Source organism: Shouchella hunanensis (assembly GCF_028735875.1).
Taxonomy (GTDB): Bacteria; Bacillota; Bacilli; order Bacillales; family Bacillaceae_D; genus Shouchella; species Shouchella hunanensis.
On sequence record NZ_CP117834.1, the window covers coordinates 594,562 to 615,336 of the forward strand.

Consider the following 20,775-nt stretch of genomic DNA (forward strand, 5'->3'; position numbering starts at 1 on the left):
TGTTACGACAAAATCAGCCTTTCTGATGGTAAATCCCTTACAATACGACTATGAAAACGCATTCACTCATGGTGAAGGGAGAACAATTATGATTACTTTTTTAATTGCTTTAGTCCTCTTATTTGTCGGCTACTTTACGTACGGCAAATTTGTAGAAAGAGTTTTTCAACCTAAAGCAGAGCGACCAACTCCAGCTTATACACAAGCTGATGGCGTTGATTACTTGCCAATGGGTAAAAATAAAAATGCTTTAATCCAATTAATTAGTATTGCTGGTGTTGGTCCGATTTTTGGACCAATTATGGGAGCGCTTTATGGTCCTGTAGCATTCATTTGGATCGTACTAGGTTGTATTTTCGCTGGTGCGGTTCACGATTACTTAACTGGTATGATTTCCATCCGAAACGGTGGTGCTCATTTACCTGAACTTGCAGGTCGCTTTTTAGGAAAAGCGATGAAGCATGTCGTAAACGCTTTCTCTATCTTACTATTATTACTTGTTGGTACGGTGTTCGTTGCATCACCAGCGGACTTACTTTACGATCTTGTAAATGGTTCAGTACCTGTTCTGATTTTTGTTATTTTCATTTTCATTTACTTCTTATTAGCAACGATCTTACCAATAAATAAAATTATCGGCAGTGTTTACCCCTATATTGGTGCATTATTATTATTTAGTACAGTTGGTATTGGGATTGCCCTCGTTTGGCATCAAGCTCCCATCCCAGAGCTCTCGTTTGAAAACACACACCCAGCAGGTGCGGCTATTTTCCCACTCTTATTTTTAACCATTTCATGTGGAGCTTTATCTGGGTTTCACGCAACACAATCACCAATTATTTCGCGGACAACGCAGAACGAAAGTCAGGGGCGCAGAATTTTTTACGGAATGATGATTGCAGAAGGCATGATTGCGATGATTTGGGCTGCTGCTGCAATGAGCTTATTTGATGGTCCGATTACACTAAATGAATTAATTAATACCATTGGTACAGGTGGTATTGTGTCTGAAATCTCAACAGCCATGTTAGGACCGATTGTCGGTACACTCGCTATATTAGGTGTCATTATTCTGCCAATCACTTCTGGAGATACAGCTTTCCGAAGTGCACGAATGATCATCGCCGACTATATTAAAGTCCCACAAAAGAAAATGATGAATCGAATATGGATTGCCATGCCTCTATTCATCCTGTCTATTTTCTTAACAACCGTTGATTTCACCATGCTTTGGCAATACTTTAACTGGGCAAATCAATCAACAGCCGTTATCGCACTCTGGATCGGCGCTATGTTCTTATATATCTCTCGTCGAAATTACTGGATTGCTATTTTTCCAGCATGGTTTATGAGCGTAACAGCAACAACGTATATTATGAATGCACCGATCGGGTTAAACCTATCCATGCAGACATCTGTCATCATCGGCGTCGTGTTCACTATCTTTTTAACGATCTTATTCTTCAAGGCTGCAAGCAAGCGCCGTGGGAATAATCACCCGTTAGAAGATGATGTATCGAATTGGAAGCAGAGCGCATAATTCAAAAAAAGAGGAGTACGGATGCTTCATCCCTACTCCTCTTTTTTAAATGCTCTTATTTGTTTTACATAATCAGGTGCATCCATTGGATCATCGACTACAATCTCCACTACACATAAACAGTCATTCTTTTCAATTTGACGAAGCACATGTTGTAGTTCTGTTGTTGTTTTAGCTTTAAAATGTGTAGCACCACCACCGAAGCCTTCAAGTAGAGAGCTATAGTTCCATGTTGGAATATCGTTATAAACTTGTTCCTTTGTTTCTGTGTTCAAATACCTCTCAATCGTATAACCAGCATTATTTAACACGAAGATAATAGGTTTACAGTCATAATAAAGCATGGAACTTATTTCCTGAACCGTAAGCTGCATTGACCCATCACCTGTAAATAACAACGTTCTACGATTAGGTTCTGCGATAGAGGCACCAAATGTAGCTGCCGTTGCAAATCCTATTGATTGCCATCCGCCTTGCTTTAAATAACTAACCCCTTTTGTCATTCGAGCTTGGGACATACCGTAGAAAAACGTTCCTGTCTCCACGATAACGATATCTTCTTCCTTGATAAAATCTTGCAAGATTGGATAATAATTAGACGCACGTAAAGCTTTGTCTTCTGTTTCCAATGCTGTAGCATAAGGGAAAGTAATTGGAGAAGCTACGGTGTCTATTGAAATTTCTAACGTCCCAATTTCTTTTAATACATCATAGGCTTTCACATTCTCATACGTAGCATGCTCTACCCTTACATAGTGTGGTTGTATATCAATTAACTGCTCTTTCTTTAAAGAAGCTGTAAAATTAGCTGTATTTGTATCCGCCCAAACAAGTCCAACAGCGATGACACAATCTGCATGTTCTACTCGATCCCTTACTTCATGGCTCCCAAAATCACCTGCATACATACCGATGTACTGATCTGAGCTTTCATCCACTGAGCCTTTTCCATATACCATGCTCGCTACTGGAATACGAAGTGATTCTGTTACTTCCTGAATTAGCTTTTCCAATTCAAAACTTTTCACTTTCGTATCAACTAACAAAATAGGCTTTTGACTGTCACTTACTTTTTTTTCAATGTGGCGCATCGCTTGTGCAAACGTTTCTTTGTCCGTTTTAAAGCGTAAAATGTCTTCCGCTTCCTTCTCTGTTATCGGTTCATTCGCATGATCATCTGCCACCATCATGTAAACAGGCTTTTGATAATCTTTTGCCATTTGTATCGCTTTTGCTACTTCCGTTTTTGCGTTGGAAGGTGTAACCACCGTACTATAAGCTGAAATTTCAGTAAACATCCGTTTGAATACATGAAAGTCCCCGTTCATTAACGTATGGTGCACGTGTAATCCTTTTGCTTGTTTGTCATAGTCAGGCGCTCCGACAATATGGATAATTGGGATGTTCTCGCAATTCGCACCCGCTATCGCGTTTGCTGCACTTAATTCACCAACGCCAAACGTTGTTATAAGGGCAGAAATTCCATGCAAACGTGCGTATCCATCAGCTGCATACCCAGCATTTAATTCATTTCGGTTGTGAATAAATCGTAAGCCATCTGTTCTTTCAAGCGTATCGAGTAAAGCAAAGTTATAATCACCTGGAACACCGAACACATCTCGAATTCCCTCATTATACAAAGATTCATACAAGTAGTCTCCAACAGTTTGTTGGTTAGCTCTATCCATGATTCGTCTCCCTCCAGTCATCTTACAGAACCTATACCCTAATCTCGCATTTGCACACCTTTTATTACATCCGTCAAAACAGTTCCTATGACCTAATAAAAAATAGTTATTTTTTCCTTTTTATAGAAGGTATTTAACAATTTATGCAGAATTATCTATATGCAAAACCATTTTTCGACGAAAATACTGCACGCTCTACTTCTTTAGACATACACAACTTCTCGTGTTGCTCTGTTCCTCTACCTTCCTTGGCCTTGTAATCCTTACCCTTTAGTCTCTGTTAGTTTGTAATCCAATAGGAAAGGAGGTGAGTGCTTATGTAAAAGCACAACCCCCGCACTAAAACCGCATTCTGTAGAATTACTTCTACACTCCTCCTGCTTCACAAACGATGTATGGTGCCAACCTCTTCCAGCATTCTCTTACTCGTAATGGTCTCTTCCTCCATGACCAATTTGTAAACTTATTCGGAACGTTTTATAAAAAAAGAGCTCTACTAACCACAATACAGCGGTTCTTAGAGCTCTTTTTCATATAATCATTCTGGTTTTCTGTTCAACGAAATGATGACGGCTAACAAACATATGCGCATAGGTATGAGCTTCATTGCATAGGCTAGCTCCTTAACGGGTTTCAGCAATACGGTATATTTAGTTCTTCAAAAAATCGATTATGAATTTTTGATACAATAAATAGCTTGCTCTTCTCCAAACCTTAGTACGGTTTCTTGTAATTTCATACCTAGTTTTTCTAATAGTCTACAAGATGCTTTATTCGCTAGCTGTGTTTCAGCAACAATTTCAGTTAAGTTTAGTTTATGAAAAGCATAGTAGATAAATTCTTTAACAATTTCGGTAGCATATCCCTCTCCCCACCATTTTGGGAGCAACTGATATGAGACTTCAGTTGATACACCATCGTAATGAGTGTCTAAGGAAATTAGCCCTATGAACCTATTTGTATCGTTCTCTCTAACCACAAAGTATGCGGAATCTTTCGAGGATAAATTCATCTCATTAAACCTTACTTGAATGGACTCCTCTTTCAAAGTACCTCCAAGATATTTTCTTACACTCTCATCAACATAAAGTAATTTTACATCTTCATAATCATCTTCTTGTAATTTGGAAAGCAAGCATCTATTTGTTTTTATCACGAATCTACCCTCCTAAAATAACCTCTTCTCTTTTTTTTATTTTTGATGGAATTCTTGTTGGTTATCCTTTAAAGCTCTGTTGTCAAACTTTTCTCCCTATAATCTCACGTAAGAGTCCTCTCATTATTAAAGGCCTTCTTAGGCATGAAGGTAGTGAAACGACATAGGCCTTTATATTCAAACAGTAACGTTGAAGCTACTCATAAATTGAAAGGTGTTGGGTATCGTTCTCCAACAAAGAAAAATCCTTCGCCTAAATATCAGTTCACTTTTAGCTTCTGTTTGAAAAACTACAATAAAAGTGCAGTAAAATAAGAAGAGCCAAAAACCCTTGATAGAAAAGGGTTTCTAGCTCTCCTGCGATTATTCCCACTCAATTGTGGATGGTGGCTTGCTCGTTACATCGTAGACGATGCGGTTGACGTGTGCAACTTCATTAACAATACGTGTTGAAATGATCTCTAACACATCCCAAGGAATACGGGCCCAGTCAGATGTCATCCCATCAATGGATGTTACAGCACGAATGCCGACTGTATAGTCATACGTACGTGCATCGCCCATAACGCCAACACTTCTCATGTTCGGTAGTGCAGTGAAATACTGCCAAATTTCGCGTTCAAGACCAGCTTTTTTAATCTCCTCACGAAGAATCGCATCACTTTCGCGAACAATGGTCAGCTTTTCATCTGTAATTTCACCAAGAACACGAATCCCTAAACCTGGTCCTGGGAACGGCTGACGCCAAACGATTTCGTCTGCAATGCCTAGCTCAGAACCTAGCGCACGCACTTCGTCTTTAAATAAAGCATTTAAAGGCTCGATTAGCTCAAATTTCATATCTTCTGGTAATCCACCTACATTGTGGTGTGATTTTATCGTTTGAGCTGTATCTGTACCTGATTCAATAATATCTGTATAGAGGGTCCCTTGTGCTAAGAAGTCCATTTTCTTGTCTTTTAACTTAGCTGCTTCTTCATCAAAAACATAAATAAATTCATTTCCAATAATTTTACGTTTTTGCTCCGGATCTGTTACGCCTCTCAATTTCCCTAAGAAACGATCTGCTGCATCGATTTTGACAACGTTCATGTTGAAACCTTCACTAAAGGTTTCCATAACGCTTTCTGCTTCGCCTTTACGTAGCAAGCCGTGGTCAATAAACATACACGTTAATTGATCCCCAATTGCTTTATGAAGAAGCACTGCAACAACAGAAGAATCGACGCCACCGCTTAATGCACAAAGCACATGACGGTCGCCCACTTGCTCACGAATCTTCCTAATCTCTTCTTCAATGAAATTCTCCATTGACCATTCGCCTTTTGCTTTACAGATTTCAAAAGCAAAGTTCTTTAATAAGTCATTTCCAAATTCGGAGTGACGTACTTCTGGGTGAAACTGTACACCATAAAAGCGTCTTGATTCATCGCTCATTGCAGCTACTGGACATGAAGGGTTCGATCCATCAACTGTGAATCCTTCTGGAGGAGCAATGATTTTATCACCATGACTCATCCAAACCGTTTGTTCAATTGGCAACCCTTTAAATAAATCTGATTGATTTTCCACTTTTAAAACAGCTTTTCCATACTCACGATGAGATGCTTTTTCAACTTTTCCACCAAAGTGATGGGTCATAAGCTGAACACCATAACAAATACCTAGGATTGGAATACCTAACTCATAGATGGCAGGATCGCAAGAAGGTGCTCCTTCTACGTATGCACTATTTGGTCCGCCAGAGAAAATAATTCCAATAGGATTCATAGCCTTAATTTCTTCGGCAGTGATTTTATGTGAATGTAGCTCACTATAAACCCCTAAATCACGAATTCGTCGTGTAATTAGTTGATTGTACTGCCCTCCAAAATCAAGGACAACAATCGTTTCATGATTCGTCACTTGCATCTTATCCACCCTTTACCATATAATCTATCTTTTATTTAAAAAGTTAAGAAGCTTCCCATGCAAACAAAACGGCTACAAAAACAATGAATGACGCTCCATTGAATTGCAGCCCTAACGTTGCGCTAGCTTTCAAACTCTTTTTAGTATGTGCATTCTTTCATACAGTTCATTCAAATTTAATCATAACAAGCAAGTAAACGATCGGTCAAGAAGTGATTTGATTCAGCATCTTTTTCCAATTTTCATCAAATTTATTTTTATCGAACCGTTGGTTATCGTGACTATAAATATACCGTTCATACACCTCTACCAAACGCATCATTGTTCGATCCTCTAAGCCTAATTCATTCTCTACATTATGAGCATATTCTTTCAATGTTTGATGGGATTGTCTCTTGATTCCGTATAGACGCAGTACCCACATTAATCGCTCAAATGACGTCGCATAGTCGTCTACCGTTTTAGCCGTTTGTTGTTTTGCCTTAATATAGCGTATCGCAAACGTTTTTCTAAAAAGAAACACGACAATCGCTCCTACAAGTGCAAGTGCTAAACTACCAAAAACAAAAAGACCGGTTGTTCCACGCTCTGTTTGCGCAGATGTCTCTGCCACTTCATCCTCTTGAACGTCTTCTTGCTGGCTTTCTTCTTGCTGTTCTTCTGAATCATTTTGATCTTCTGGAGTCGGAATGTCTTCAGTTTCATCTACATTTGAATCCACTTGTTCTTGTTCAAATTCAAATCCAGAAAAACTGGGTGTTGGTTCAAATGAAACCCATCCAGCACTTGGAAAATACACTTCAACCCATGAATGCGCGTTGTTGTTTGAAATTAAATATTCCTCGTATTCATCATTTACTTCAACTCGTTCTCCTTCAGTAAAGCCTTTTACCCATCGAGTAGGTATATCAAGGGTACGAAGCATGACAGCCATTGCTGTTGAGAAATTATCACAATACCCTCTTTGTGTCTCAAACAAAAATTGATCAACATAATCTTGATTTCCACTCGGCACAGGTACATCTTCTGTTTCATACGAGAATGACGGACCACGTAAATAGAGCTCAATGGCCATCACTTGATCATAAACCGTGTCTCTACCTTCAGTCAGTTCTTCAGCAAGCTCCCTCACTCTATCGGGCAGGTCATCTGGTACTTGCGTGTAAAGATCCATTTCAAGATCAGAGACTTGATCATCTTCTCTTAAACCAGCGACTTGGAACGTTTGCTCATAATACGTTACATCATATTGATTCGGTGGAGCTTGTCCATCTACTAACGTTGCTTGATTGGAAATCGGATGAATGACAATTGCTTCTGATTCACCTGTGTTCATCAGCTCAAGTTCACTGGACACCAGCTCACCAGGGTAAAAAAGATGGTTAAATCGTTGCTCTCCCTCACCATAAAACTGTAGTTGAGCTTCTTTTTCTTCACGAATAACAGAGATTAGCTCTTCCTCTTGTAATGGTGGAGTTTGGCCGGTATCATTCGTATTGTCCAAAGAAAGTTCCCAGCCTGAGCCTGTATACACATTTTTCGCTTCCCCTTTCCAATAAGAGCCTTCCTCTATACGGGCATAAAAGACTGGGGTATCGTCGTCTACAAAACCTCCACCTAACCTACTGTCATCTTCACTGTAGCCAATGCGCTGAGTTGGTGTACCACCGCTTGAAAAACCGAGGATGGATTCAAGATACGGTACAGGATCAGACCACTGCGGCTCGGGTTTTGGCATCACAAAGCTAATAGCGGCGGCAGTTAGAATAAAAATGCTGCTAAATGCCATCACCTTACCTAATCGGCCAAAGGAAAAAGCCGTATTTCCTTCCCCATTTTTCAATACTCGCAATGTGACAAGTAGTATTAGGCCAACCACAAAAATGCGTACAATAGATGCATCTCCACTATATTCAGTAAAGGAGTCAATCGCACCTACATAAATAATACTTACAATTAGAAACAGCAAAATTCTACGAGCATGAATAATCCAGTAATGGAGCAAGTAGCTTAATATTGACAATAAGACAATAAAGAGAAACGTTCTAAAAAGAGCAGACAATTCGACGACATTTCCTGAAAGAATAAAGACACTGTTTTCAAAGAAGTGTTGTGCCAATAAAGCAAACCAAGAATCCGATGAGCCAGGCTCAGGTGGGAATAACCAGAACAAGGCACCGATAATGATGACTGCTCTGAGAAAAAACGATACGATCATGGGTAAACGTACTAATGTAACGAGAAAAAATAGCCCTGAAATGGTAATAAAAGCAGGAATATCGCCGCCATTCGTAATATAAGGAACTGGGTATAGCCATTCTAGCAGCAAAATAAAACCGAGGGCATACAAAAAAACATCTCGAAATAAAAAGCTTTTAGGCTCCATAAAATTCACCCCTTTGACGATCCTCAGTATGTTGATATTGGGGGATAAAGACCTGTCCTCCTGCTTTGCTCACCTCAAAAACGGCTTCTTGTGATAGGGCTTCTGTGGTAACGATAAATACGCGTCGTTGGTGCGAGACGTTTCTTCGAATAACATCTATCGCCATTTCTGAATAGCGAGGTGTCACAATGAAACAAATCCCTTGATCCTTTTCTAAATGAGGGAGAGTGGTATCATTAGTGGGGATTGGATTAATTAATGCAAACAATCGTAAAGAATGCCTCCAATCGTTGAACGTGACAAAAGTACGAATCCATTCTTGATTGTACACATATATCGTTGTATGAACATGGTCCTGGATGAAAGCTGCATGAATAGATACAGCCTCTTTTATGCTTTCTTCATATTGTATAGGATCCTCTAGCGCATCCACCTCTTGTGCCACATGTACAATTTCCACATGCTGGTCTTCTTCTGTTTCAAATTCTTTTGTTAAAAGTCCATTCACACCAGCAGAACGCTTCCAATCAATTTTACTTAAACGATCTCCCGAAATATACGGACGAATACTTGAGAGGACATCATCGTGAAAGCCTTTATGGAAATGGTCGGCTTTATTCGCATATGCAAATAACGCTTTTTTATTTGTAATGGGGTAAAAAGCTGGCGATATCACAATTTCTGTATCGGAATGTAACGTTCGTTTTACACTTATTAACCCAAACAGATCGTTGGCGTGTACAATCGTTTCATTGAATTGATAAACCCCACGTTGTAATGCCTTTGCTTCATAAGAGAGCATTAACTGTTTATCGAATGAAAAAGAAAACAGTTGATGGTTTCTCTCCGATACAAATGTTTCAGGTGTGGTGTCAGACAAATGATAATAGAAGAATGGCGTATAGACAGGTTTTTCTACGATCACATCAATAGTTAGAACTTCTCCAACTTCAATGTTACTTTCCGTAACCGTTCGCTTTAGCTTTAGTCCAATAATGGATAAGAACGGGATGATACTAGAAAAAAGAAAAACGACGACTAGACCGTAAAATAAAAACCAACTAACAAATCCACCTTGAAACATTGCAAAGCTAAACGACAGCAAAAAAATGGCGATGGCAAGAATCCACCTAAAAAGAAAACGGCTCGTTTTGCTTAGCGAGGAGGTCTTCATTTCACTTTTTCCTTTTTATCGACTAACGGGACGCGAATATGGGCGATAACGTCCTCTAGCACCGCATCTACCTTTTTCACTTTTAATAGAGATTCATTGGTTAATCGAATCCGGTGTCCAAGTACGGATAAAGCAATATCTTTTACATCGTCAGGGCTCACATAATCGCGACCATTAATGAGTGCATTGGCTTGACTCGCTTTCATAAGCGCAATGGTTGCTCTTGGACTAGCACCGAGCTCGATATCTCGATTGGTTCTTGTAGCATGTATTAGGTTAACAATATACGTTTTTACACTTTCATGAATAAAAATATCCCGAGCTACCTTTTGCAGTTCAATGACTTGATCTAAATTAATGACATTTGTAATGGCATCAATTGGATGCTCTCTTTCAACTCGATTCAGTAATTCCAATTCTTCTTCCACAGTAGGGTACCCAAGTTGAATCTTAACTAAAAATCGATCAAGCTGTGCCTCTGGCAAAGGGAATGTTCCTGCATATTCAATTGGGTTTTGAGTTGCAAGAACGAAAAAGGGAGCATGAATGTGCATCGTCTCACCATCAACTGTCACATTTCCCTCTTCCAATGCTTCAAGTAAAGCAGATTGTGTTTTAGGTGAGGTACGATTAATTTCATCGGCAAGTACGACATTTGCCATAATAGGTCCTGGTTTAAATTCAAATAATTGAGTCTTTTGATTATAAATGGCAGCACCTGTTACATCGGAAGGTAATAAATCTGGTGTAAATTGAATTCGCTTAAATTCCCCACCGATGGTTTTTGCCATTGCTCGTACAAATACAGTCTTCCCCACACCTGGTACGTCTTCCAGCAGCACGTGACCACCTGCAAGTAAGGCTACTAATGAGAGTTTAATCTCTTTACGCTTGCCAATAATTACTTTTTCAACGTTATCAATAATTGTGTCTATCGTGTTAATGTACGAATGGAAAGTGGTCATGAATCCTGTTGTCCCCCTATAACTGCACTTTTTCATATTGTACCATCTTCATCTTGTAGAATAATAGTAGCAGACTCGCAACATCCTCATTTACATATACCCTATTATCAATTGTATTCGCAATAAGATTAAGTCAATGTCCTATCTATACAACGTGATCATCATTTAATCTTAAAAGCCCTATTTAGTAAGAGAAAAAGGATAAGCGGCGCTTAAATGGTGAGGCAGCACCGCCGAAGTAGGTTGAGGATGAGAACTCCTCTTTATTAAGATGCTTATTTTTACAATCCGTTACAATTGGCGAAAGACTTGCACTAAGTCTTTTTCAATCGTTGCCCACGTAGTTTCCTGTTTAAACAGTTGATGCATTTTTGGAATGAACGTCTCTTTAAACGCAAGCTCATATTGAGGAGAATCTTTTTCAGGTAACAAAGCCTTATAGTTTGAAACGATTTCCTCTACCGCTGCAGCCCTCGGTCCCCATTTCGCTATTTCTTCCCCTTTTTCGTTTATAAAAATGATAATCGGTATTGAACGGGCTGTTCCGTTCGTTAAATAACGATCCATTAATTCTACATTCTCATCGCGAATTAAAAACCGGCACTCCATTAAGCTATTGTTTGCTAACTTTAGCAAAATCGGAATATTCACCATGGCATCCCCACACCAATCAGCAGTTAGCACGATGGCTTTTATTCCTTTTCCTGTGACAGCTTGTGTAACATTCTCAGCTTCTTGACTCAATTGATACGTATGGTATATCGACCGTAACGTCTCTTGATTTACTTGCATCGATTCGACATATTCTTGAGCAGTCATTCCTTTTTTAAACCATTCGAATAAATTCACTATAGATACTCCTTTACCGTTCATCATTTGGCTATAGTTTACCACAGTTTCAATGCTTAAGCCCCAAGAATGATTGCAGACGTTTTTTTCTTACAGAATCGGTTATAATTCCTCTTCTTTTCACACACACTATTGAAAAATGAGGAGGAGTAATTATAAAATGGGTCACCTAAAGAAAACGATTGCAATCCTATCCTTTGTTATGCTACTTCTTGGGCTACTCATCCAATCGTCTCACCCCGTTGAAGCGAAAAATGATCGCCCTTTTTCCTTTGTATGGATGTCCGATACACAATACTACTCACAGAAATACCCTTATATTTATGACCAAATGACATCTTGGATTGTTGACCACTCAAAAGAAGAGAATCTTAAGTATGTTATACACACTGGGGATATTATCGACCGAATGAACAATGAGTTTGAATGGATCCAAGCTGATGTTGCCATGAAGAAACTGGATCAAGCAAATATGCCTTACGGAGTCCTAGCTGGCAATCACGACATCAATCATAACGATCGCGATTATACTTTGTTCAAAACCTACTTTGGGGAAGAGCGCTTTAAACCGATGAAAGCATTTAAAGGATCGTACCAGAACAATGAGGCTCACTACGATATAATAGAAGTAAACCGACATAAAATCCTTATTTTGTACATTGGCTTTGGCTGGAATCAGCAAACCATTTCCTGGGCTGAAGATGTGTTACAGACGCACCCTGATCATCCTGTCATACTAGCAACTCATCGGTATTTACAAGTTGATGGACAGCGCTCGAAAGATGGCGAAACACTCTTTAGAAAACTTGTCATGCCTTATGAAAATGTTCAGCTTGTACTGAGCGGACACTACCATGGACATGCACAGCGGTTTGATAGATTGGATCAAGATGGGGACGGTATAAACGAACGAATGGTTGTTCAATTGTTATCTGATTATCAAAGCTATGATAAAGGCGGTAACGGATTTATGAGAATCTTAACGTTTCATCCTGCTACTTCTTCAGTAGCCATTCGAACATATTCACCATTCACAGGTGAACATTTACTTGAAGATGAAGAATTCCAAAAAATTCCAATGAGTTTTCATTTTCCATTTGCTTTTTAACATATCGCCCAAATTCCATTCCGCGTTCACCTTTTTAAGTGTACAGCCATATTGTGTACTAACCAAGAAAGGTGGTGCTTAATATGAGCTATTATCAAGCTGGTTACGGAAATCCTTGTTGTCCTCCACCACCTTGTGGAGGATATGGTTACGGTCCAGGTCCAGGCGGTTACGGACCTGGATACGGTGGGTACGGTGGTGGCTGGGCTATTGGCATTGTCGTCGTACTGTTCATCCTTATCATTATTATTGGTGGGGCTGGCTTCTGGGGTGGCGGCTTTGGTGCTGGTGGTTATGGCCCTGGCCCAGGTGGTAAACCTTGCTAACAAAAAGACATCAGCACATGTGCTGATGTCTTTTTGTTAATAATAGTATCCTCCGCCATACGGTGGATACCCATACGGTGGATAACCGCCATAGCCATAGCCATAACCGGGACCGCCGCCAAAAAGATAGGGCGCAACAAGCGCTCCTCCTAAGCCACCAACGAAACCACCTAACAGTGCATTTCCCCCTCCATAAAAGGGTCTTCTACCATAGCCACCGTATCCAAAGGGTCTGCGGAAATCTTGAGGCGTTTGCCTCATATATCTATATGGTGGATGCATGTGTATGAAACCTCCTAGCCAGTTATGAGGTATACTATGCGGAGACAACCAGGCATGTGCTGAGCAAAAAGAAAAATTTAATCAAGAAACGTGTTATACATGTGGTCAATAATCGGAAGCACGTCACCACTTCCAACTCCCTCTTGCATGATCGCGAGCAGTAAATTTGATTCATCACTCTCATAACTCACTACCCAGCCGAGTGTATCTTCACCTACCTCAGCTGTTCCTGTTTTTGCCGCAATGGCATAATCGTTTCGTTCTAAAGAATGTGCTGTTCCATGGTCGCTAGATACAACATACTTTAATGCCTCATCAACCAATGTAGCAGTCTCAGCCGATACAGGCTCCATTAACACTTGCCCCGTCTCTTCTTCTTGCTCCAAGATAGGCTGAATAAGTTGGCCTTCATTTATGAATGTTGTAAACATCGCTGCTAGATGAACAGGGTTTGTTAAGATTTCTCCTTGGCCATAACCCGTATCGGCAAGCTGAATCTCTGATTTAAATCCTTCTTCTCCTGTAAGCAGTGATTGCTGAAGAGAATAGGTAAATGCAAACGTTTCGTTAAACCCAAACGCCTCTGCTCCAGCTAGCAGTTCCTCCTCCCCTATTGCAAGCGCAGCTTGGGCAAAATAAATATTATCTGAATACGCCATGGCATCAAATAAGTCAACTGCTCCATTTGGATCTGTCACACGTCGAACGTGATAACCGCCCCAATCTGAATCGGCTGGCTGCCATTCGTGACCAGGTTCGTCAACGGTTTCATTCGGATCTACCGTACCTGAATCAACACCAATTGCGGCAGTGATAGCTTTCATTGTAGAACCGGGTGAAAAACGATTTGAAAAACGATTTAATAATGGCTGGTCTTCGTTTTCTTCCAGCTCCTCACGTTGAGCACTAGGCAGCCCTAAGGTCATTTGGTTTGGATCATAACTAGGTGAACTTACTAACGCTAGCGTTTCTCCTGTTTCAGAATCAAGGGCAACAGCAGTGCCAGGCTCTCCGTCTAATTCGTTCATTAGCTCTTCTTGTAGATCCATTCGAATCGTAAGATGGACATTATCACCATCCTCCGCTTCTCGTTCCACAATCGTTTCTTTTCGTTCACCATCAGCATCGACGATAACGATTTCCCCACCAGGAGCACCACGTAGCTGTTCTTCCTTTATTAGTTCTAAACCTGTTTGCCCTACAAGAGATTGTTCTGTGTACCCTTCCTCTCTTCGCTCTTCAAGCTGCTCTGCGGTTATAGGGCGTATGTAGCCTATTAGGTGCGCCGCCGCTTCACCGAAAGGATAGACCCGTCCTTCACTCATTTGATACGTGAATCCAGGCACGTCCTCATATAGCGCTTCAATCGCCTCCAATTCAGAGGCTGGCATTTGGCCAATTAAGACAAGGCTACCTTCTTCCACCCAGCTTTGATCTAACGCTTGCTCAATTGACTCCTTTGAACGTCCCAATCGATCCGCGATTTCTGCTATTTCAGACTCTTCCTCTTCAAATCGATTCGGTACAACCGCTAAATCAATGACTTCCCCATTGATAGCTAAACCCTGCCCCTCTTTATCAAAGATTTCTCCACGTTTTTGTTTAGAAGCGTTGTACCTAACTGAATCTTCATCACTCAAATCAGGAAAGATGAGTTGAGAACCCCACTCTAGTTTCCAACTAGGATCGTCTTCTCGTTCATCCCAAACGAAAGAAAGCTGCTCTTCAAATTCGTACTCGCCAGCAACTGTGGTCATAGAAACGTTTACAGGAATTTGTTCTTCATTTTCTCCTGTAAACTCCTCAGGAACAATCGCTTCTATAGTAAAGTCATTTATTAGTCCATCATAAATATTTTCATAACGCGCTATAAAATCTTCTTCCGATATAGACTCTTGAACGTCACTTGTTACCATCTGATACATAGAAGCATAGTCACGATTTTCCCAATGGTCGATAAATGACTGAGCTGAATTTTCTGGTGTCTCTGTTGAACATGCTGCTAAAAATATGCTAATAATTGAAAAAGTGCTAAATACGGCTGCTTTCTTCAATCCATTCAATCCCCTTTTTTACATTTCAATTTCCTTTCCATTACATTCACTTTACCATACTCCAAATCCGGTTTGAACCATTTCACTTTGATAAACGTAAGCAGTAAACACAAAAAACACGAAAAACAGGCAGATGATTCCGAGCGCATTCCCCTCGCCTATCATGTCCTATCTCGCGTGTTTTTCGTCATTGTTCAGTTATTCGTTACAATCGTTAGTTTATCTTTAATGCTTGTACGCTCTTTCGCTTCTGGTACGAAATCCGCATACCCAATCATTAACGTTCCAATAATTTTTTCGCCACTTTCCACTCCAATTGCTTCTCGAAAGATAGGATCGTAAATCCAATCATTCGTTCGCCAAATCATGCCAATACCTCTTGCCCATGCTGCTAATTGGAAGTTTTGTATCATGGCACTTACAGCTCCGTAATCTTCATCCCATGTTTTTTGACGTGGGTGCTCAGGCATTACAACAACGAGATGAAGGGGGATTTGGTTGAAATAAGCTGCTTTCTTTTTCGCTTTTTCAGGTAAGGTTTGATCTGCACCCAATTGTGATTTTTTATAAGCGTTTATAAACGCTTCTTTGCCTTCATCAGCAAATAAAATAAAGCGCCATGGTTCTGTTAATTTGTGATTCGGCGCCCATTTTGCCACTTCTAGCAGTGAAATGATTTCATCTATTGATACAGCATCAGATTTAAATTTTTTAATGGAACGTCTACCTTTTATAATAGAATCAATTGTCGTTATGTGATTCGTCATTGTATAACCATCCTTTTATCTAGCATTACGTTTAGTGTAGCGAATGCTTGAATCGAAAGCAAGGAATGATTCTCATTTTCAATTAGAAAATTGTATCGACACCTTTACAGCCTTCCCTATAAGGATGTCGCTAGATTAAGAATGAAACCGACCTAAAAACGATTTCAATCGCTCCGTTTGTGGATGTTGAATGACTTGACTCGGCGTACCTTGTTCAGCTATTCTTCCTGCATCTAAAAAGAAAACCCTATCGGCTACATCAAGTGCGAAATCCATCTCATGGGTGATGAGCATCATCGTCGTTTCTCCTTCAGCTGCAATATCGCGTATGACTTCTAATACTTCCCCTACAAGTTCGGGGTCAAGGGCAGCCGTCACCTCATCAAACAACAGAACCTTTGGCTGCATCACGAGCGAGCGAGCAATCGCCACCCGTTGTTGTTGTCCACCAGAAAGCTGTGAGGGATACATATCTATTTTGTCTTCGAGTCCTACTTTCATTAGCATTTCCCTTGCCCTAGCCTGTGCTTCTTCCTTACTCAACCCTAGCACATGGATAGGCGCCTCTGTACAGTTTCTCATTATTGTCATGTGAGGAAATAGATTGTACTGTTGAAACACCATTCCAATATTGCCTCTCACTCTACGCAAATGCTTCTCATCAGCGGGTAGTAGTTTCCCATCGACCTCCTTATGCCACAGCATCTCACCATCTACTTCAATCGTACCTTCTGTCGGTTGCTCAAGGGTCATTAACATTCGAATAATCGTTGTTTTCCCAGAGCCTGAGGGACCAATTAAAGCAATTTTCTCTCCTTTTTTCACGTCAATATTTAATTCATTTAAGACAACCGTATCGCCGAATGCTTTTTTTATATTCCGGTACCGTACAATGACATCTTGGTCTGTTTTGTCTTCTACACTCACGTTTTCATCCCCCTTGTTTCTACTTTATTTCCATGTAAATTGCCGACTTTCCGCTCCAGGTACCGAATAAATAAAGCAGATGGATAACTTAAAATAAGAAATAGAAAACCGACAATGGTTATTGGTTCCACAAAGCTATACGTCTGAGAACCGATTGCACGAGCCGTTGACATCATCTCCATTACAAATACACCTAGTAACAAAGGGGTTTCTTTAAACAAGACGATTAAATAATTTCCTAGCATTGGAATCACTGGAGGAACAGCTTGAGGGAGAATAATTTTCTTCCACATCTGTGCCTTTGAAAAGTTGAGTGCTTTTCCTGCTTCCCATTGACTGTTCGGAACAGCGTTAATACCAGACCGATAAATTTCCGACACGTATGTAGCATAATGGATACCGAGAACAAGAACTCCTGTTTGAAAACCCGTTAAAGGAGTTGTATAGAATACAAAAAACAATTGAACAAGTGGTGGTGTTGCACGAATAAACTCAATGATGCCAGCAATCGATAGTGCTAACGGCTTAAAAGCCGAGCGCCTTAGTAAAGCAAATACTAATCCGACTGTTAACGACAAAAAATATGCACTAATGGTTACAGAAATGGTTACTGTAATGGCCGATAAAATGTCAGGGAAGATTTCCCATGCAAAAGCCCAATCCCATACATCACTCATGAAAGTGTCACCCCTTTAGAAGCACGTTTTTCTAAATACCGAGCGAGTACAATAAGTGGCAGTGCAAGTAAGAAATAAGCAACTAATAAATACGTGTAAATTTCTACTTGGCTACTAATAGCAGTATTGCTACCTCTCAAAACGTTCGCATTAAAGGTTAAGTCGGCAAGTCCAATAAAATACACAAGGGAAGTCCCTTTTAACAGTTCAATCGCATTATTGCCAAAGCCAGGTAACATTAAGCGAAAAGCCTGTGGCAAAATGACTAGGCGCAATCGTTGAAAACGCGACATATTCAGAGAGATCGCCGCTTCAGTTTGACCAATATGTATCGAGTTAATCGCACTTCTTACCACTTCAGAAGCATAAGCGCCGTAATTTAACCCTACTGCTAATGAACCGGCTAGCATTAAACTCATGGAGATTCCATCAATCAGTTGGGGTAACGCATAATACAAAAAGAACATTTGCACGAGTAGAGACGTGCCTCGAAATAACTCAACAAAAACAGCAGCTATCGTACGAACAATAGCAAATTGAGACGTCCGCATTAATCCTGCTATGATGGCAATAGAATAAGCAAGAAGCGCACCATAAAGAAACACCATCACAGTTGTTGTCAGCCCTTGTAAAATAAAGGGAGCAAACGTCATAAAATTTGAAAACATCCATCACACCTCTTTTTCTACGAAAAAAAGCATGGGTAACGGTTGTGCATCACCATGCTTCCCTCATACTATTTCCTATTAGCCATTCCTCTCACAACGGTCTTCAGTTGTTAGATTATCTGGAGGCAAATTCGCTTCTGTAAAACCAAATTCTTCGATAATAGCAAGAAGTTCACCGGACTCAATTAATTCTTGTAACCCTTCATTGTAGGCTTCTCTTAATTCATCATCTGCAAACACAGCAGCACCATATGCTGTGACAGGCTCACCATCTATAATCGGTTGTTCAAATTCCTCAACGAACTCCACTTCACCTGAGGTATTATTTTGAGCTGCTGAATTTGCTGTAGCATCGGTGGCAACCATAACATCAGCCATCCCACTTTCAACTGCCGCAATATTGTCGGCGATGCTTGATCCTTGCATGAATTGACTCGAATCAATCCCTAAGTTTTCAAGCATCCCAATCTGATTTGCACCTGACATCACGGCTACCGTCACATCAGGATTTGCTACAATATCTTCATAACTATGCAAATTAAGAGGGTTTCCTGTTTGAACGACAATCCCTTCTCCATATTGAATTTCAATATCGCCGAAGTTCCCCATTTCACAGCGCTGAGGTTGTACATCCATTGCAGCAGTTGCCATATCAAATGAACCAGAATTTACCCCTTCAATTAATGCACCAAAATCATTTACAGTTCCTTCGATATCGTCATAACCAATCCGTTGCAACACGGCACGAGCAATCTCAGGAGCCGCTCCAGTTACTTCATTATTCTCAATGTCGATGTATCCGTATGGCTCTTCGTTCGCTACACCAACGGAAATAATGCCACCGCCGTCTCCATCTGTTTCATCACTGCTACCGCAAGCAACGAGGGCTATAGATGTTACAACTAAAAATCCGAACATTCCTACTTTTCTCAATATAAATCCCCCTTTTACAAGATCGTTTAACAAAAAACAAGTTGTTCCTTTTCGCTCTTTCTATTTCCCAACAACCTCTTTTTCATTGAACAAGTCTACTATGAGTATCATCATAGCATATTCACAAGTTTGTTAAAAATCAATTATTCAGCATATTCCTCCTTCTTTTTGCTTATTTTCGCTTTAGCCTCTTTCTCATTAAAATACATCTGAATAACTTAAAAATAATCAACTTTCCAAAAAATAACGCAGTTTGTTTGTTTATTTTCGCCTTATATAAGTATGATTAGTGTAAGAAACAGAAAAGAGCAAGGAATCTCCCTGCTCTTTTACGATATTACTCTTCTTGTTCTTCCATTTCTTGTTCTAAATCTGCTTGCATCTCTGCCATTTTTTCTTGTGCCTCTTCAAGTGTAATAGCTTGTTCAATTGCGTCTTCATCATAATCAACCTCTTCTAGCTGATCAAACTGACTAAATTCGTACACAACCTCTTCCGAAAACAGTTGCCCAACTTCGGCTATTTCACCTTCCATAGATAATTCACTTCGTTCTTGCGTGAAGTTGTCTTTTTGAATAAGTAATTCAAAATTAAAATCTTGAAGGTCAACCTCTAACTCTTCCGGGCTTTCACCCATAAAGGCTAATGCAAGATTTTTCACCTCGTCGTCCGTACCTGATGCCGATAGATGGTAATGGTCTTCTGTTTCTTCTAAGCTCAGTGCATCAGTATGATTTGCTAAAGTTGTTAATTGATCCTCGGCTGGTTGAAAAGACTCTGATCCAGAAATGCCGCTTTCTTCTGCAGAAAGTTGAATCCATTCCTCAAGCATTGGCTCTTCCGTATAAAACGCTCCATCATGCATAAAGGTCATCGCCGGTTGACCTTCCTCTTCGTTTTCAGCTTGTTGCTCCGATATGGAAAAAGCAAACGGTTCCCGTATAATCTTCGTTGTTGTTACAGAACCTTGTCCCTCTTGACCGCTGGCCGTTGTATCCATTTGGTAACTCGTTTTTTCTGCCATCTGTTCTTGTGCATTTTCTAAGATTGTATCGATTTCACCTTGATCTGCTTGATCATCTTGACATCCAGCTAGCGCGATCGCTGCAATAAGAATAAATGGTGTTTTTTTCACGCTTAGCACCTCGTTTTATTTGACTTCCTCGTCACTCTAACATATGAACAAAGTAGAGAACGACGACTTCATCAAATTCCCCTATTTTTATAGACTTTACGTCATTTCAACAGAACGCCACCTATTTTTTTAGAATCAACCATAATTTACAATATTTCTTTAAACGAACCGTAAGATTCATTTATGGTCGCGAAGGGTATAATAGTCCATATTACTCATTATGGAGGAT

General features: G+C 40.1%; 17 protein-coding genes and 1 pseudogene. 3 read left to right on the plus strand and 15 right to left on the minus strand.

What is annotated here, in order from left to right:
• Positions 1-88 precede the first annotated feature (88 nt).
• Positions 89-1,540, plus strand: coding sequence for a carbon starvation CstA family protein (locus PQ477_RS03205; protein WP_035395302.1), 1,452 nt, complete (start codon positions 89-91; stop codon positions 1,538-1,540).
• A gap of 32 nt (positions 1,541-1,572) precedes the next feature.
• Here PQ477_RS03205 and PQ477_RS03210 read toward each other — a convergent pair whose 3' ends face one another.
• The 7 genes from PQ477_RS03210 to PQ477_RS03240 all read right to left on the minus strand — a co-directional run bounded on the left by PQ477_RS03210 (position 1,573) and on the right by PQ477_RS03240 (position 11,669).
• Positions 1,573-3,228: an alpha-keto acid decarboxylase family protein gene (locus tag PQ477_RS03210; protein WP_274272945.1), complete on the minus strand. Its 1,656-nt coding sequence runs from the start codon at positions 3,226-3,228 to the stop codon at positions 1,573-1,575.
• A 670-nt stretch (positions 3,229-3,898) separates the two neighbouring features.
• A complete protein-coding gene (locus PQ477_RS03215; RefSeq protein WP_060705708.1) occupies positions 3,899-4,384 on the minus strand; it encodes a GNAT family N-acetyltransferase in 486 nt (161 codons plus the stop codon).
• Positions 4,385-4,747: 363 nt separating this feature from the next.
• Complete coding sequence (gene guaA / locus PQ477_RS03220; RefSeq protein ID WP_144559495.1) at positions 4,748-6,295, minus strand: glutamine-hydrolyzing GMP synthase; 1,548 nt, start codon at positions 6,293-6,295, stop codon at positions 4,748-4,750.
• 205 nt (positions 6,296-6,500) lie between these two features.
• On the minus strand, positions 6,501-8,681 hold the full coding sequence (locus PQ477_RS03225; RefSeq protein ID WP_274272946.1) for a transglutaminase TgpA family protein: 2,181 nt from the start codon (positions 8,679-8,681) through the stop codon (positions 6,501-6,503).
• Positions 8,671-9,855: a DUF58 domain-containing protein gene (locus PQ477_RS03230; protein ID WP_274272947.1), complete on the minus strand. Its 1,185-nt coding sequence runs from the start codon at positions 9,853-9,855 to the stop codon at positions 8,671-8,673. The genes PQ477_RS03225 and PQ477_RS03230 overlap by 11 nt, the downstream gene beginning before the upstream one ends.
• Positions 9,852-10,820, minus strand: a complete 969-nt coding sequence (locus tag PQ477_RS03235) for an AAA family ATPase (RefSeq protein WP_274272948.1) — start codon at positions 10,818-10,820, stop codon at positions 9,852-9,854. Before PQ477_RS03235 ends, PQ477_RS03230 begins: the two co-directional genes overlap by 4 nt.
• A 291-nt stretch (positions 10,821-11,111) precedes the next feature.
• The gene (locus tag PQ477_RS03240; RefSeq protein ID WP_144559499.1) at positions 11,112-11,669 is read right to left on the minus strand and encodes a thioredoxin family protein; all 558 of its coding nucleotides are present in this window, start codon (positions 11,667-11,669) and stop codon (positions 11,112-11,114) included.
• A 160-nt stretch (positions 11,670-11,829) separates the two neighbouring features.
• Here PQ477_RS03240 and PQ477_RS03245 point away from each other — a divergent pair, with 160 nt between their 5' ends.
• Positions 11,830-12,777, plus strand: coding sequence for a metallophosphoesterase (locus tag PQ477_RS03245; protein ID WP_035395312.1), 948 nt, complete (start codon positions 11,830-11,832; stop codon positions 12,775-12,777).
• A 188-nt stretch (positions 12,778-12,965) separates the two neighbouring features.
• A pseudogene (locus PQ477_RS03250) lies at positions 12,966-13,103 on the plus strand (YjcZ family sporulation protein); the annotation flags it as partial.
• A 36-nt stretch (positions 13,104-13,139) separates the two neighbouring features.
• On the opposite strand, the gene PQ477_RS03255 reads toward PQ477_RS03250, so the two are convergent.
• From PQ477_RS03255 to PQ477_RS03290, 8 genes are all read right to left on the minus strand, one after another.
• On the minus strand, positions 13,140-13,385 hold the full coding sequence (locus PQ477_RS03255) for a hypothetical protein (protein WP_210244243.1): 246 nt from the start codon (positions 13,383-13,385) through the stop codon (positions 13,140-13,142).
• A 77-nt stretch (positions 13,386-13,462) separates the two neighbouring features.
• A complete protein-coding gene (locus PQ477_RS03260) occupies positions 13,463-15,439 on the minus strand; it encodes a penicillin-binding transpeptidase domain-containing protein (protein WP_060705701.1) in 1,977 nt (658 codons plus the stop codon).
• A gap of 194 nt (positions 15,440-15,633) precedes the next feature.
• Complete coding sequence (locus tag PQ477_RS03265; protein ID WP_274272949.1) at positions 15,634-16,206, minus strand: nitroreductase family protein; 573 nt, start codon at positions 16,204-16,206, stop codon at positions 15,634-15,636.
• Positions 16,207-16,341: 135 nt separating this feature from the next.
• Positions 16,342-17,133 (minus strand): ectoine/hydroxyectoine ABC transporter ATP-binding protein EhuA, encoded by a 792-nt coding sequence (gene ehuA / locus PQ477_RS03270; protein ID WP_035395316.1) that lies wholly within the window; start codon positions 17,131-17,133, stop codon positions 16,342-16,344.
• Positions 17,130-17,810, minus strand: coding sequence for an ectoine/hydroxyectoine ABC transporter permease subunit EhuD (gene ehuD / locus PQ477_RS03275; RefSeq protein ID WP_035395317.1), 681 nt, complete (start codon positions 17,808-17,810; stop codon positions 17,130-17,132). The genes ehuA and ehuD overlap by 4 nt, the downstream gene beginning before the upstream one ends.
• Positions 17,807-18,478 (minus strand): ectoine/hydroxyectoine ABC transporter permease subunit EhuC, encoded by a 672-nt coding sequence (gene ehuC, locus PQ477_RS03280; RefSeq protein WP_035395319.1) that lies wholly within the window; start codon positions 18,476-18,478, stop codon positions 17,807-17,809. The genes ehuD and ehuC overlap by 4 nt, the downstream gene beginning before the upstream one ends.
• A 78-nt stretch (positions 18,479-18,556) precedes the next feature.
• Positions 18,557-19,411, minus strand: coding sequence for an ectoine/hydroxyectoine ABC transporter substrate-binding protein EhuB (gene ehuB / locus PQ477_RS03285; protein ID WP_144559503.1), 855 nt, complete (start codon positions 19,409-19,411; stop codon positions 18,557-18,559).
• 337 nt (positions 19,412-19,748) lie between these two features.
• On the minus strand, positions 19,749-20,546 hold the full coding sequence (locus PQ477_RS03290) for a DUF6612 family protein (RefSeq protein WP_274272950.1): 798 nt from the start codon (positions 20,544-20,546) through the stop codon (positions 19,749-19,751).
• Positions 20,547-20,775: the final 229 nt, after the last annotated feature.